The organism is Streptomyces sp. NPDC027185 (assembly GCF_055567035.1).
Window position 1 is genome coordinate 442,623 of sequence record NZ_JBVHRF010000004.1, and the last position, 16,673, is coordinate 459,295.

Consider the following 16,673-nt stretch of genomic DNA (forward strand, 5'->3'; position numbering starts at 1 on the left):
CGGTGTGCAACGGATGTGATGGGGACGAAGGGAGACGGCCGTGGCCGAGAATCTGGCTGCCGATCTGAGCGGGATAAACCACGGTGCGTCCCAGACGGACGAGTTGTCCGCCATCGCCCTGGAGATCTTCGCGCAGGCCGTGACCGTCTCCAGCATGGCGGAGGAGGCGTGCGGTCACGGCGATGAGACGTCCGAGCAGCTGCGGAGCACGATCCTGCCCGCGACCGACGTCTGCAGTGAACTGCTGAGGAACCTCGCGAAAGCCTTCGAGGACGCGGCCGAGCGCACTCTCGGCACCCTGAAGTCCTTCGCCGACACCGAGGACCTCAACGCCTCCCTCACCCACCACCTGAAGCAGCGGATGACCCGGTGAGCCGCGGCAGTATCCAGGTCCCCCCGGCGGTCAACGGCATCTTCATCGTCCTGACCGGCCAGTCCATCAGCAACGCCAACGAGGGCACGCTGTGGGAGATGGGCGAGGGGTACGAGAGGGTCAGCATGCAGCTCCAGCAGCTGCCCGACCGGATCGCCCACATCGTCGGCACGGTGCGCAACAGCATCGACGGGGGCACCGCCTCCGCGTACGCGAAGTCGCTCTCGGAGTTCACCGAGGGCGACCGGAACTACGTCCGGGCCGGTCAGGACGTCACCGGCGGTCTGGCGAAGATGTCCAAGACCTCCTCGCTCAACATCGAGTACATGAAGATCCTGGCGATCCTCCAGATCACCGAGATGCTGATCGAGATCGCCATCGCCATCGCGACGTTCCGGTACGAGCAGATCCCCGAGATCAAGATCAAGACCGCGTCGTTCCTCCAGCGTCTGCTCCGCTCGCTCCTGGACCATCTCGCCCTGCACGTCATCATCAACGAGTCCATCGGCACCGCGCTGGACGGGCTGGCGCAGCGCATCCAGATGGCGAAGGGCCACCGCGACGACTGGGACATGAGCCTGACCAAGGACGCGGCGCTGGGCGGGCTGCTCGACGGACTGCTGGAGGGGCCGCTGTCGCTGCTCGGCGGGAAGGCGGGGCAGAAGCTGTCCGACCTGTTCGCCGGGCCGGTGGCCAAGAACGTCGCGAAGGAGATCGCCAACGAGCTGTCGCTCGCCACCGACACGGTCGCCGACGTCACCGTCAAGAACCTGGCCGACGGCGTCCAGCACATCATCACCAAGAACGCCGACGACCTGCTCCGTCCCCTAGGCGGCTCCGCCGCGGGCAAGGGCATGAGCGAGACCGCGACGAAGAAGATCAGCGACGACTTCGGCGACCTCTTCGGCCACACCTTCAAGGACACGCTGGGCGAACAGGGCGCCCGCGACCTCGGCAAGCAGTTCGGTAACACCTTCGCCGAGAACTGGGGCAACGAGAGCCGGCCCGCGCTCAAGGAGATGCTCGACAACGGCGGCGGCCAGCACCTCGCCCCCGCCGTGCAGCAGACGCTGACCCACCTGCCCGACACCATGCTCAAGACGATCGCGGACCGGAACAACCACATCGCCACCAAGAGCAGCGCGTTCGCCGGGATGACCGGCGCGGTGGCCGGTCAGGCGTATCTGTCCGAGGGCTTCTACAACCTGCTCTTCTCCGACGACAAGAGCTTCAACGTCACCGCGATGTCCGGCGCCTCGGCGGCGGCGGGCCAGGCGGCCACCCACCTCGGCACCGTCGGCGGTATCGCCGGCGCCGCCGCGCTGACCGACGCCCTCAGGCACACCCCGGCGCCGCTGCCCACCACCGGCGGGGACGACCGGGGGCTGCCGCCCACCGAACCGAACACGTACACCCCGCCGGTGACGTCCGGCGACGGACAGCAGAACCCGGCGACACAGACCACGTCCACGGGCGGGACCACGTCCACGGACAGCGGGCAGCAGACCGCCACCGACCGGCCCTCCGGCAGCGGTCCGGGCTCCTCCACGACGGCTTCCGCGTCCTCCTCGTCCCCGCAGAACACCGCGAGCGGCGGCAGCGGCGGCGACGGGGGCGACCGCCACCTCCCGCCGTCCGGGCACTACCAGGACGCGCCCACCGTCACGGAGCAGGAATCCGCCTCCGACCAGGAGTCGGTCACGGAGACGGACCAGGTCACCGGAGAGGACCACACCGCGGCGACCGTCCAGGACGACGTCACGGACCCGGCACACACCGCGCCGACCGACGGCAACACGCAGACGACGGACGACGCTCCGTCGCGGAGCACGCACGAGAACGCTCTGCGGAACACGGCGGCGGTCCACGCGGGCGCCCTGGCCGGCCAGCAGCAGTCCGCCCACACCTCGCAGAGCAGCACCGCCCCGCCCGCCACCTCGCAGACGCCGAAGCCGGAGACCCCGAAGGACAGCGCCACCCCGCCGCCCGGCGGCCACCCCACGGACGGCACGCAGCACACCGCGCCCACGGAGCACGGCCAGCGGCAGACGGCCCCGGAGACGGGCACCTCGTCCGAGAACGCCCAGGTCCACCAGGACACCGGCACGCAGAAGATCGCGACGTCCTCGGACGACTCCGGCGCCACGCCCACCGAGCACTCCACCGCCACCCCCGGGAACGGGACCGACGGCGTCCAGCAGCAGCCCACTTCGACCTCGTCCGAGCAGCTCACCGACGAGCACCCGGTACCGGAGCAGGAACAGGAGCAGCAGGATCAGCAGCCGGCCCCGGAACCGTCCGGCGGCAAGTGGGGCGAGCTGACCACGCTGACCTCCACGGACCACCCTCACCCCGATCAGACCCAAGACAAGACGGATCAGAACCGCTCGGACCGGAGCGGGACGGACCGGACCCACCCGGACGAGAACCCGTCGGACCAGCCCCACACCGGTCGGAACGACCAGCCCTACACCGATCAGAACCCCACCGCTCCGGGCGTCCCGGAGAACGACGAGGCGGTCACGGTGACGCCGCCGGAGTTCGTCACCCGGCACCGCTCCACCGTCGCCACGTATCCCCTGGCCGACAGCAGCGCCACGTACCAGGTGCTGAACGTCGCGGGGGACGGCGACTGCCTGTTCACCTCCGTGCTGGTCGGCGCCCACCAGCAGAACGTGCTGCCGCAGCTTCGCGGGATGAACGTGCAGCAGCTGCGCGGCCACCTGACCGAGCACATCAAGGCGAACACGGAGACGCTGGCGGAGCACGATGCCGTCGGCCCCGTCGAGATCGTGCGGAACGATGTCTTCGACACCCTGACCCACTCCCCCGGCCACCGCACGCCGGACGAGATCCAGCGGTGGAAGCAACGCATCGACCAGGGGCTGGAAGGAGGCACCGAGGAGGACCGGAACCGGGCCTGGCGGACGCTGATCGAGGAGAGCCACTACCCGGATCTGCTGACCGTCGCACCGACCCCCGAGGCGGCCCGGAAGCTCGGGACCACGGGCCTGATCCTCGCGGCGGCCGGGGGCGGGAACAATCTGTGGAACTCGCCGTTCGCCGACTACCTGCCGGAGCTCCTCGCCACCGCCCCCGTGATGCGGGGCGCCGCCCTCACCGTGCTCACCACGGGGCCGCGCTCGGAGACCGACAAGACCCCGGTGCTCCATCCTCGGCCGCTCGTCACCACCTCCGGCAGCACTCCCCTCCACGTCTTCCACGAACCCGGCAACGCGCACTACCAGGCCGTGACCAAGACCGCGTCCGACCTGCCGCACGAGGCCACCGAGCCCCACTCCGGCCCGTCCCGCCCGGAGACCGCGCAGCAGGACCCGGCACACGAGCGGGATCAGCACACCGAACACGAGCAGCAGCGCCACGACCAGCACGACGAGCAGCACCACGACCGTCAGGACGACGACCCGCGGCACGACGGGGACGAGAGCCGGGACGAGCACGGCGACGAGCAGGAGAACGACCACGGGAACGAGCACCCGACCGACGATCAGCCGGACACCCACCGCCCCGCTCCGGAGGAGTCCCCGGCCCGGCCCACCGCGGTCGAGGTCCCGCAGGGCTTCGGGAAGGACGGGCGGTACGGGCTGGGGCAGTTCGGGCGGGTCCAGCGGTTCGGGGACACCTCCTTCGGGGCGGGCGGGGAGCGGCCCACCGGGCTCCGCACGCTGATCCGGTCGGCCCTCGACAACCCCCGCGGCTCCCACGGTTTCCTGCACGGCGGCCCGCTGAAGCCCGCCAACCGCGACCGGCTGGCGGACAAGCTCACCGACCATCTGTGGCAGGAACTCTCCGGCGCCAACGGGCAGCACCTGGCCCGGAAACTGTTCGACGAGGACGGCCTCCAACTGCGCGTCCCCGTAGGCCGGTTCCAGAACACGTACACCGTCACGCTCAAGCTGACCGGTGTGGACCGCGACACGGCGCAGCACCTCAACGCGCCGCCGCCCGGCCCCGTCCCGGCGCCCGGCACCACGCCCGCGCCCGGTGCCGCCCCGGCCAACGGCGGCGCGCACGGCGCCGGGGCGACCGGGCAGCTCCTCTACGGCGAGAAGGACACCGGGCAGCGGGAAGCGGCGGTCAACTACAACGTCAGCGACAGCTCGACGGTGAGCAACAGCCGCAGCCTGTCGGCCACCACCTCCCACGCCACGACCGTGAACGAGGTGGGCGTCAAGCCGAAGGTGACGCTGACCGGCTCCTCCAGCGCGTCGAAGGGGCACAGCAACCTCACCAACACCTATGTCCGCCCGGAGCTGAAGATCTCCGGTACGCGGGAGCACTTCGGTTTCGAGGGCGTCACGCTCTCCGCGGACATCCGCCGCGACGGTGGTGGCCTGCACTGGGAATCCACCGCGCGGGACACCCTGGAGGTGACCTTCCCGACCGAGCTGACCGACCCGAAGGCCAACCACACCGAGCACCCGTGGGAGGTGCGCAGCGCCGACTCGGACGGGGCGCGGCAAAGGCTCGCGCGGGCGGTGCAGGGCATGTTCTTCATCGCCCAGGAAAGCCACGGCCAGTCCTCGCTCGCCTCCGCCCTGACCAGCCCGTTCGCGTCGATGGGGCGGGACTCGGCGCCGCGCCGGATGCTGGACAACTGGTTCAGCGAACACGGCACGCTGTGGAGCGTCCACCGGATGCTCAGCTCCACGCTGCTGCCGTCCACCGTCCACAAGGGGACCCACTACGCCGCCGAGGTACGCGCCGGCGTCAGCTCCGTGCGCCGGGTCGGTGACGCGACGCAGGTGGGGCTGGCCGGCAACACCCGCGACTGGAACTCGGTGTTCCACACCGCGTCCAAGGGCGGCGGTAAATCCGTCGACGGGACCGTCGTCATCGGCCCGGAGGCGCTGCCGATGCTCTCCTTCCCGATCGGCTTCAGCCTCGGCACCAGCAACGGGGCGTCCCTGACCGAGGGGTACACCGGCGGCACGTCCGACACCACCCGCTTCAACGGGCCCAGCGTCCCGTACGAGATGACGCTGCGCGTCGAGGCGGGGCTGAACCCGGTGGGCAGCGCGGACTTCTCCACCGCCCAGGACGTGACCGTGATCATCCGCATCCCCGAGCACCTCACCGGCCGCTTCGAGGAGCAGCTCGCGCACCTCGCCGTCCAGGACGGCGGCCACCACTCCCCGCGGGAACAGCACACCGGCCCCACCCCGTCCGACGCCGGTACCCGCACCCCGCGCGACCACGACGGCACCACCCGCACCGACGACGAGCACACCGAGGACCGCCCCGAGGACCGCCCCGGCGAGCACACCGAAGAACACACCGAGGAGAACCCCGACGAGATCACCGAGGTGGAGCGGGACGACACCACGGACGACCGGAACGGGCCCGGGGAGCGGCTCAGACCGCCGGAGCGGCCCCCGACCCGCGGGTTCTTCTCCATCTTCGGGCTCCAGGGGCTCGCCGATCTGCCGAAGACCTTCCTGCACGACGCGCGCCGCGTCGAGACGCGCACGGATTTCCGGCACAAGAACACCGCCCGGGAGAAGGAGTACCGGCACGCCCTCAACGAGTTCCTGACCACGCACTTCCACGCCGACCAGCTCTCCCACATGGCGTCCGACGTGCTGAACGGCGGTGTGCAGCGGACGTTCCGCAGCCCGAAGGGCGACAACGGCCAGCTCCTGCTGCACTTCGGTGTCTCCGCCCGCCCCGCCCGGCCCGGCGAGGAGGCGGACGCCTGGTGGCTGCCGGTGAACGACGTCACCGCGCAGAAGTGGCCGACGAACTGGTCCTGGCTCCAGGACTCCCAGTCCCACACCACCAGCCAGGCGTTCAGCGTCGGCGGCACCCTCTCCGGCGCGGTCACCGACGAGTTCTCGCTGACCCCCGCCGACGCGTTGTTCTCCCGGGGCCGCGACCACTCCGAGTCCGACGGCATCACCACGTACGGCTTCTCGCACATGGGCGCCAACCTCACCGGTGACATGTGGCACGTCTCGTATCCGGTCGTCTTCGAGGTGTCCGTGGAGGCCGAGCACGTCTCCGGGACGAAGGTGCTGAACGAGGGGGAGGCGCCGGTGGTGCGGAAGACCGTCAACGGCCGCGCCGACTACCTGCTGCCGAAGTCGCTGCCGGCCGAGGAGCACCCGGACACCGGCGAGACGCCCACCGGGGAGGATCCCCCCGCGCACCCGGTCACCGTCACCGACGTCGAGCCGGACGCCGTCGGCAAGAAGAAGAGTTACCCGCCGCTGACGACACCGGAGGGGATGACCGGGAACCGGATCGGCAACCAGGACCGCATCGACCACGTACACGGCGCCCGGGACCTCCAGCGCGCGGCCGCGAAACTCTTCGAGGACGCGGGCATCCCCCGGCAGGACGCCATCCCCTACGTCGAGAAGCTGCTCACCACCGACCAGCTCAAGGGCATCCTCAACCGCGACGCGCAGTCGTCGGCCGGGCGGCTGGTGCGGGAGAAGACGTTCACCGACAACAACGTGCAGTTCGTCGTCGAGGCCATCACCGTCAACGACCGGAGCTTCGACCGGACGCAGGAGCTGGCGAACTTCACGCTCGACGAGGCGATGAGCCGCTTCACCAGCACCGACAAGACGGTGATCACCAACTCCCACGGGCTGGGCCCGGCCCTCAGCGGCTCCCGGGAGAACGGCGACGTGACCGGCGGCGCGTCGGGTGACGCGTCCGCCACCAAGGCCGTCTCGACCGGCAACTCCACCGTCAAGGTCACCAGCATCCACCCCGGCCAGTTCGTCGAGCAGACGCTGCCGCACCGCCAGCACGAGGCCGACGTCATCTGGCGGCTGAGCGTCGTCCAGCGCGACACCAACCTGCTCGGTACGTGGGGAACGCCGCAGGTCCTCGTCAAGGACGTGCACGTCGCGGGCGGTGTGTCGTATCTGCGCCCGGAGCACACCACGGTGACGGCGGCCGAGGCGAAGATCCCCGAGCACCTGGCGAAGCTGCCGCTGACGGCGATGACCGTGGACCTGGCGCCCCGCACCACCGACCCGACGGCGACCGGCCGCGACGGGGCCGGCGACGATGCCGGAGCGCCGCCCCCGGTGTCGTCCTCGATCCTGAAGACGGTCGAGGAACTGCTCCAGAAGCACGCGCCGGATGCTCTGGGCAAGAACCACGATTACCGCAAACCGGGCACCCTGACGGAGTCCGGGGGCGACAGCATCCTCGACGCCCGCTCCCTCCAGAGCGCCGGCAGTGTGCTGCGCGGTACGGGCCTGCACATCCGGATGCGGACGGACGGTGTCGGCCACCACACCTACACCAACATCGTCGCCCAGCTGACCCGGGGCACCGACGGCGCGCACTTCACCGGCAAGGTCTCCAAGGGTGTGCTCTCCCGGTACACGCAGTCCCACCTGCGGACCGAGGAGGCCACCTCGCACACCGTCAAACACTCCGGCTCGCTCGGCGCCGGCCCCTCCGCCGGTAAGGGCGGCAACGGTCTCGCGCCGGGGCTCTCCCTCGGCTTCGGCCGGAGCACCACGCACTCCGGCAGCGACGCGATCATGATCCGCCGCCACGACGCGTACGCGACCGCCGAGGAGGAGCTGTACGTCTACGAGGTCGACGGCACGATCGATCTGACCGTCGAGAGCGTCAGCCATGCGTCCCAGCTGGTCAACGCCCTGCTCCTCGGCCAGGCCGGCGCGATCAAGGGCGGCGCCGATGCGCTGTGGCAGCACATCACCCGGCACGAGGACGGCACCCACACCCTCTCCGTCCCCGTCCGGGAAGAGGTCATCGTCGCCCGCTCCGAACTCTCCCCGGAGCAGCTCGCCCAGGCCGAGCGGCAGACCGGGCAGGAGACCGGGGACGGGGCCGGGCAGCTCCAGCCGCAGGCGCACCCGTCGCAGCAGCCTCCGCCGCAGACGCCCCCGCGGCCGATCGGCAAGGACGAGTTCCGCAACCACACCGTCCTGCTGGACATGGACGAGTCGTCGTCGCGGAAGCTCTTCGACGATCTGATGACGGAGCTGGGCGCGCACTCCGGCGCCCCGAAGAAGTTCGCGCAGAAGGGCCAGGCGGGCCGCGAACAGCTCCGTCAGCTCCTCAACTCCCGTGAGCTGGGCTGGCATCTGCACCGCACGGGCCTGGGCGTGGCCACCACCGAGGACAGCGTCTTCGGCGCGCGCCTGACCAGCGAGGCCGGTGTCACGACGCTCACCTACGGGCAGCTGAAACTCACCTTCAGCCAGATGGAGTTCGGTACGCCGGAGGGCTGGGTCAAGGGCACGTCCGAGCGCTCCGACTACCAGTACCAGTACAACACCCGGTCGCACGGGCTCGGCAAGGACAGCAGCCTCGGCACCTCCGCCACCGCCAACTTCGCCGCCGCCACCGGCAAGATGACGCAGAGCCTCGCCGCCAAGTTCAAGCAGGGCCGTACCGAGACGCACGACAGCGGCGCGTTCACCTCGATGCCCACCGAGTCGGTCGACCGCACCGTGCACTGGCTGCGCCACAGCCCCGCCAAGCTCAAGGTCACGGTCGAACTGGCCGCGGACAGCTCCGCCGACACCGTCGGCCTCGGCGCCGTCACCCGCGACGACGTCTACCGGGGCAGCTTCGAACTCGACGACATGCTGCAACTGCGCTACTCGCCGGAGGCGGTCGTCCGCGAGGTGGGCGGCGTCACCGAGGCGGCGGTCCGGGTCGAGTCCGGCTGGTACCTCGCCCCGCACCACGCCGGGAGCGAGCAGCGGACCGCCACCATGCTCGACGCACTGCGCACCGCGCAGGACACCGGCCCCACCGAGGGCCGCACCACCTGGCACGTCACCGCGGGCGACGACGGCACCGTCCTCGTCCGCGACGAGCACCTGAGCGAGCAGGACTTCCTCGACCGGTACGTCCGCCCGCACCTCACCCCCGAGCAGAACGCCGACCTGCACCGCCTCATGCACTGGGACGGCCCCGGCACCCCCGGCGCCGCCCGCCGCCTCCACATCGACACCCCCGCCCAACCGCCCACCGACGCCCCACACACCCCGCGGAACCAGAACTCCACGGACCGGGACCCGGCCCACCACCACCCGACGAACCCGAACTCCACGAACGGCACGGACGACACGGACCGCTCTGACCGCTCGGACCGCTCTGACCGTTCGATGCACTCTGACCGCTCTGACCATACGGAGCACACGGAGCAGTCAGAACAGTCGGAGCACACGGACCGTACGGACGAGGGCCGCAGCAGGAACGAGTCCCGGGACGAGGAGCAGGACAAGGACCGGGAGGAGGACCGGACCGAGATCCAGGACGAGCCCCGGGAGAACGACCAGGGCGAGGACCGGCAAGCGAACCAGAACGAGGCACCGGAGAACGACCCGGCGGCCACCCCCGCCGAGCCGCAGCCGCCCGTCCGGCAGCCGGAGCCGCCGCGGGGGTTCGGGGAGGACGGGCAGCATCGGCTCGGGCAGTTCGGGTCGGTCGTGCGGATCGGAGACATCCCCGTCGGCGTTCCTGGGGAGCGTCCCGCGTCGCTCACCTCGCTCATCCGGTCCGCCGTCGAGCAGACCGGGACGACACTGTCACCCGGGCACAAGAACGCCCTGGTCAACAAGGTCGCCCACGATGTGTGGCAGAAGCTCTCCAGCCCCGACGGCCCCGTGCTCGTACGGCAGGCGCTGGGGAAGAACGGACTCACGCTCCACCTGTACGACGACCGGCAGTCGAAGTACCGGCTGACGCTGAAGCTCGACGGGATGTCCCGGCACGGGGCGCGCCATCTGCCCGGCCGGGAGGCCACCGGCCGGCTGCCGCACGGTGCGAAGGTCGCCGGGCAGCGCGAGGCGATCGTCAACCGGCAGGGCGGCGGCACCCACACCGTGAGCAACGCGCGGTCGCTGACGAGCACCACCTCGTTCGCGCCCAGTGATGAGCACGCGGTGGTCAGCCTCGGCTTCAACCTCACCGGCTCATCCAGCGCCTCCGCCGGGCAGAGCTTCCTGCACAACTCCTACGACCGCCCGGAGCTGGTGTTCAGCGGCGAGCAGGAGCACTTCGCCTTCCACCACGCCGCCGTGCACGTCACGCTGCACGGCGTGCCCAAGGCCGCGCCGGATCCGGCGCCGCTCCGGCACCACCTGCCGGTCGAGGTGGCCTTCCCCCGCGAACTGACCGGTCACGAGGCCAACCACACCAGCCACGACTGGGAGGTCACCCCGCAAACCGCCGAGGAGCAGGGCCGCGTCACCCGCGCGCTCCAGGACTCGTTCTTCCTGGTCCGGGAGAGCAGCGGGCAAGAAGAGCTCGTCACGCTGCTGACCGCCCCGTATCCGCACATGGAGCCGGGGTCGCGGGCGCACGGGTTCCTCAGCAGCTGGTTCGGCGAGATGGGCATCCTCGCCAACTTCTCCCGGATGCTGAGCACCACCCGGCTGCCCTCCGTCCACAGCGGCGGGCACCACTACGTCTCGGACGTCCGGACGACGGTCCGGTCCGTCAAGCGGGTCGGTGACGCGTTCGACGCCGGGCTGGCGAACAACGTGCGCGCCTGGGACTCGCTGTTCCACACCACGTCCCAGGGCGGCGGCAAGAGCCTGGGGGTGGACCTCACCGTCGGACCGAAGCTCTCCGAGCACGACCCGTCGCTGTCGTTCCCGTTCTCCTTCGGGCTGAGCAGCAACGACTCCTCGTCCCTGATGGAGGGCAACACCGGCGGCACGCTGAGCACCGTCCGCTTCAACGGCAAGAGCGTCCCGTACGAGGTGAACCTGACGATGGAGGCGTCGCTCACCGAGGCGGGCGCGTTCCCGCCGATGCCGTCGCGGTCCGTCCCGGTGCGGCTGGTCGTGCACGTCCCGGAGCATCTGACGGAGGTGTTCGAGTACCGGCTGGCGCACGCCGCGGGCGAGGAGGCGCACCCGCCGCCGGGGCTGATGACGCCGCCGCCGAGCCCGCCGAAGTTCGGTCTGTACGAAGGATTCGGCGTCTCCGGTCTCTCGCACCTGGTCGGCCACTTCCGGGAGCAGGCCGTCCGGGCGGAGAAGGACATCGGCTTCTCCCATCTGACGCCGGAGCACCGCGCCCGCCACCTCGACCAGCTCAACCGCTTCCTGGAGCTCCGGCTCCACGTGAACGAGATATCCCGCCATACCGTGGAGGTGTTCGGCGACGGGCTGCACCTGACGTTCCCCGGTCCGCGCGGCGACGACGGGTCGCAGCTGCTGCTGCACTTCGAGGTGAAGGGCGAACACCACGAGGGCGAGGGCACCGACCGCCCCTGGCGGCAACTGGTCGAGCACGGCGTCACCCAGAACTGGCACACCCTCTGGAACTGGCTGGCCACCACGGACACCGTCGGCAACGGCCAGTCCCTCTCGGCGGGCTTCTCCCTGGCCGAGAGCGGCGGCGGGCTGACGTTCACCCCGCCCGGCCTGACCTTCGGGCGCTCCCGTGACGTCTCGCTGACCAACGGCGTCACGACGTACGCCTTCGGCCACCACGGCACCAACGCGTCCGGGGAGATGTGGCACGACTACTACCCGGCGCGCTATCAGGTGTCGGTCCGCGCCGAGAAGATCACCGGCGCCGTGTCCGAGACCTCCGGTCCGCACGTGACCACCTCGCCCGGCGGGGTGCAGTACCTGGTGCCGAAGTCGCTCACCGAGCTGCCGGTCACCGAGCACGGCGACGGCGGGGACGGCGGTCCGCCGCCGGTCGTGCGGCGGGCGCCGAAGCCGGTGTGGAACGGAAAGACGGTGACCTTCGCCGACGTTCCGCTGCCCGACGGATTCACGCCGGAGCGGCTGCACCCCGACGACCGTATCGACCACGTCCGGCACGCCCGCGCGCTGCGGGAGGCCGCCGCGGAGATGCTGGCCGAGCTGCACGTGCCGCCGTACGTCGTCTCGTACCTCCAGCACATGATCACCACCGATCAGCTGAAGGGGACGCTGAGCAGGGACGCGCAGTCGCTGCCGGGGCGGTTCGTGGTGGGCAAGCAGTTCGCCGACTCGCATGTGTATCTGCTGGTGCGGGCGGTCACCGGCAACAGGCGGGCGCTCAGCGAGCAGACGCAGGACCTGTCCGCGTTCAGCCTCAGCGAGTACATGCTCCGCCACACCCGGAAGACGCAGGTCTCCGGCGCCAACGCCTGGACGTCGGGCGGCAGCATGGCGTACGAGGGCAAGCAGGGCGAGAACAGCGGCAACGGGTCCGTCGGCTACTCGGAGACGTGGACGGGTTCCAAGGCGCGGACCGCCATCGAGATCGACGACACCCACCCCGGCGAGTTCTCCTCCCTCGACGTGCCGCACGAGCACCACGAGCTGGACATCGTCTTCGAGCTGGACATCGCCGTCACCCGGAACAACATGCTGGGCACCTGGAAGGGGGACGGGCTCAGCGCCACCCTGTACGTACCGGGCGGCGTGACCATGCAGCGTCCGGTGCTGACCGAGAAGTCGGCTCAGGAGGCCCAGGTGCCGCCGACGCTGGACAAGCTGCCGATCATGTCGATGACCACCGTGCTGGCCCCCGCCCCCGCCCCGCACCAGGAACAGGAGCACGGCCGGACGTCGCGGGAACAGCAGGACACCGGCCGGCGGGAGAACCACGAGGAGCACCACGAGCACGACGAGCACGACGAGGACGGCTCCGGCACCTTGACGCAGGTGCCGGACGTCCCGGACCGGACCCTTACGCAACGGGTGCTCGGCGCGCTCACCCAGCTGCTGACCACGGCGGCGCCGCAGGTCCTCGGCCCGCTGCACACCCTCGACGAACCGGCCGGCGTCATGAAGAACATGGCCGACAGCATCCTCGACGGCGCGTCGCTGCGGCGTCTGTCGAGCCTGCTGCGGGACACCGGGCTGACCCTGCGGGTGCGCACCGACGGCGTCGGCCACCACACCTACGTCGATGTCCACCTGCGGCTGGACCGGGACGCGGCGTACGCCCGCTTCACGGGGAAGACGGCGCACGGCGTCCTGTCCCGCTACATCCAGTCCAACACCCGCGTCGAGGAGCAGTTCAGCACCACCAAGAAGCACAGCCGGGCCCTCACGCTCGGCGCCGGGGGGAAGAACCCCGGGGGCGGCGCCTCGGTGTCGGTGTCCGGGACCCGCTCCACCGCGAACGGCGTCGCGAACAACGGCAGCGTCATGATCCGCCGCCACGACGCCTACACGACCGTCCCGGAGGAGCTGTTCGTCTACGAGACGGACGCGACCTTGACCCTGTCGGTGGCGTCCTCCTCGCACGCCTCACAACTGGTCGACGCCCTGCTGCTCGGCAAGGCGCACGTCGTCAAGGCGGGCATCGACAAGGCCGTCGGCTGGTTCTCGCCCGACCGGAACACACCGCACGAGATCACCCTCCCGGTCCGGGAGGAGGTCCTCGTCCCCCGGTCCGAACTCCCCGGCCCGGTGACCGGCACGCACACCCCGATGTCCCCCATCACGGCCCAGGAGTTCTTGCACCACGACGTCCTGGTCGACATGGACGAGAAGGCCGGGAGGACACTCTTCACCCAGCTGATGACGGAACTGGCCACCCACTCCGGCACGGCCAAGGTCTTCGCCGATCCCCTCAACGGCGGCCATGTGCAGCTCAAGCAGCTGATCGGCGCCCGGGAGCTGGCCCGTCACATGGCGCGGGCCGGACTGGGCACGCCGCCGACGCAGACCGCGACGTTCCCGGTGCGCCTCACCGCGGAGGGCGGCGTCGCCACGTACACCCACGCCAGGGTCACCGTCGAGTTCCGGCCCGGCATCCTGGGCCTGTCGCAGGGCTGGCACCAGGGCACCGGTGAGCGGTCCGACTACGACTTCCAGAACGACATCGACGCGCACACCGACTCCGTCGGCACGAAGCTGGGCGCCTCCGTCACCGGCAGCTTCGCCGGCGTCAAGCAGGGATTCGCCGGCTCCTCGACGGTGACGAACACCCTGGAGCACGACTCCGGCGGCCAGCTGTCGGTGCAGAAGAACTCCGTCGACCGCACCGTGCACTGGCAGCGGCACACCCCGACCTCCGTCAACGTGGTGGTGAAGATCGCGACGTACGACACGTTCGACGCGTTCGGGCTGCCGGAGATCTCCGACAAGAACGTCTTCGAGCGGACCTTCACCCTGGACGACGCGCTGCAACTGCGGTTCAGCCCCGAGGCGGTGCTGCGCGGCACCGGCGGGGTGCAGCAGAGCGCGATCCGGGTGGAATCCGGCTGGCACCTGCCCGCCCGCCCCTACGGGGACGCCGACGACGCGCAGCGCGAGGCGCTGCTGGACGCGTTGCTGACGGCCCAGCAGACCCCGCCCGGCGACCGGCAGACGGTGCATCTGACGGCCGTGGACGGTACGGATGTGCTGGTCGGCGGCGAGCGGATGAGCCGCGAGCATTTCCTCGATCGTTATGTGAAACCCCACCTCACACCCGAACAGGCGGCGAGACTGGAAGAGTTGGCCCGGTGGGAGGGCGGAGCGGGCGCACCGCTCCTGCTCCACCTCGACCTGCCGGGCGACGCCCTCGGCGTCCACGGACCGCGCCCGGTACCGGAGAGTTCCGGCCCGCTGTCGCTGTCCGAGCCGACGGACGGCCTCGCGGCCTGGGCCGCCGCGCTCAACACCTCACTGGAAGAAGCGGTGAAGCACTACTGACCGGCACCCGGGCCACCGCCGCACGGAACGCCCCTCCGCGTCCCGCACGGCGGCACCCCACACCCCCCAACACCCGACGAGTGAAGCGGAACTCACCATGACCGACGAGACGGCGAACTCCCGCAGCGCGCAAGAGGCCGGTGCCGCCGGGGCCACCGGCGACACGTCCACCGACGCGCCGCGGCCCCGGCCGGAGCGGAACGGACCGGCCGGCGCCACGCCCACCCCGTCCACGGACACCCCCACCACGTCGGCGGGTACCACGAAGGCACCGGCCGACGGGGCGGCCCTCCGCCCCGGCCGGGAACAGCGGCCCGACGCTCCGGCGGACGCCGCCGACACGCCCCCGGCCGCCACCGGCGCGACCGTGCTGCGGCCCGGCGCGCCCCTGCCCGGGACGGCGGAGGCGGAGGAGGCGGACGGCGACGGACCGGGTGCGGACGGCTCCGGGGACGGCGCCGCGGACGGCTCCGGCGCGGCGGCGGACGGTACGGCCGGTCCGGAGACCGAGGAGCCGGCCGACGCCACCGCCGCGACGGCCACCGCCGCCACCACCGAGGCGGCGGGCGCGGCCGACGGGAAGAAGGCGTCCGCCAGGCGGCGCGGCCTCGGCCTCTTCCGCCGCACCGACGCGGCGGCGGGCGCGGCGGCCGGTGCGGCGGGCGCGGGCGCCAGGACGGAGAGCGGCGGCCGGGTCTCCCCCGGCGTGGTGGCGGGCGCGGCGCTGGCCGGTGTGGTGCTGCTGGGCGCGCCGTTCGCGATCTCCGCGCTGAGCAAGACCTTCGCCGCGTCCCCCACGAACGCCGCCGGTGATCTGACGCAGCCGCTGCCGGACGCCGGGAGCGACGGCGGCAAGGGCTTCGTACCGGTCCCGGGCGGCGTCCGCAACGACGGCGGTACGGCCCCCCGGTCGGACGGCCGGGCGCCCGCCGGCGACGGCGCCGCCCCCGGCGACGGCAGCACCGGCACCACCGGCTCCGGCCCGCACACCGACGGCGACACCGGCAACCGCACCGACCCCACCGCCGGCACCGCCGACCACGGCGGCAAGGCGGGCGCGGACGACAAGGGCTCCGACACGCACGCCCGGACGCTGGCGACCCGTACCTTCACCGCGGTCGCCGGTCCGACCTGCGCGAACACCGCGAGCGCCGGGTACCACGAGATCGGCGCGTACGGCGACGGCAAGGAGGGGTGGCTGACGCGGACCGGCGGGTCGCGGACCGCGGGCTGCGGGGGCGGCTCCCGCGCGATACCGATGTCCGGCGACGCGGACTCGCCGGACTCGGACGTGACGGCGTACTGGGCATTCAATTCCGGGATGAAGTCGGCAAGTTGCCGCATCTCGGTCTACATCCCCCAGGGGCGGAGCCCGGTGGAGGTGGGCGGGGCCCCCGCGCGATACTCGGTGCACAAGGGCACCAAGTGGTACGGCGGGGACCTGGGCGGCTTCCACATCGATCAGCCCCGCAACAAGGGAAGCTGGGTACTCGGCACCACGGTCCATGTGGAGGGCGGTCGGTTCACCCTGCGGGTGAACAACGCCGGGCAGGACTGGGAGGGCGACACCTCGACGCTGGCGCACGTCGCCGCCGCCCAGGTGAAGGCCGAATGCCGCGCAGAGTGAGCACGTTCGGGCCCGGCGCCGTCACGGCGCCGGGCCCTGGAGGGAGTTA

The 16,673-nt window shown here is 71.4% G+C and carries 3 protein-coding genes; all 3 read left to right on the forward strand.

Annotation, left to right across the window (positions count from 1 at the left end; translation table 11 throughout):
* Positions 1 to 40 precede the first annotated feature (40 nt).
* The 3 genes from ACZ4M8_RS15610 to ACZ4M8_RS15620 all read left to right on the forward strand — a co-directional run bounded on the left by ACZ4M8_RS15610 (position 41) and on the right by ACZ4M8_RS15620 (position 16,624).
* On the forward strand, positions 41 to 373 hold the full coding sequence (locus ACZ4M8_RS15610; protein ID WP_467607329.1) for a hypothetical protein: 333 nt from the start codon (positions 41 to 43) through the stop codon (positions 371 to 373).
* Complete coding sequence (locus ACZ4M8_RS15615) at positions 370 to 14,997, forward strand: WXG100-like domain-containing protein (protein ID WP_467607331.1); 14,628 nt, start codon at positions 370 to 372, stop codon at positions 14,995 to 14,997. Before ACZ4M8_RS15610 ends, ACZ4M8_RS15615 begins: the two co-directional genes overlap by 4 nt.
* Before the next feature lie 97 nt (positions 14,998 to 15,094).
* Positions 15,095 to 16,624, forward strand: a complete 1,530-nt coding sequence (locus ACZ4M8_RS15620) for a hypothetical protein (protein WP_467607333.1) — start codon at positions 15,095 to 15,097, stop codon at positions 16,622 to 16,624.
* Positions 16,625 to 16,673: the final 49 nt, after the last annotated feature.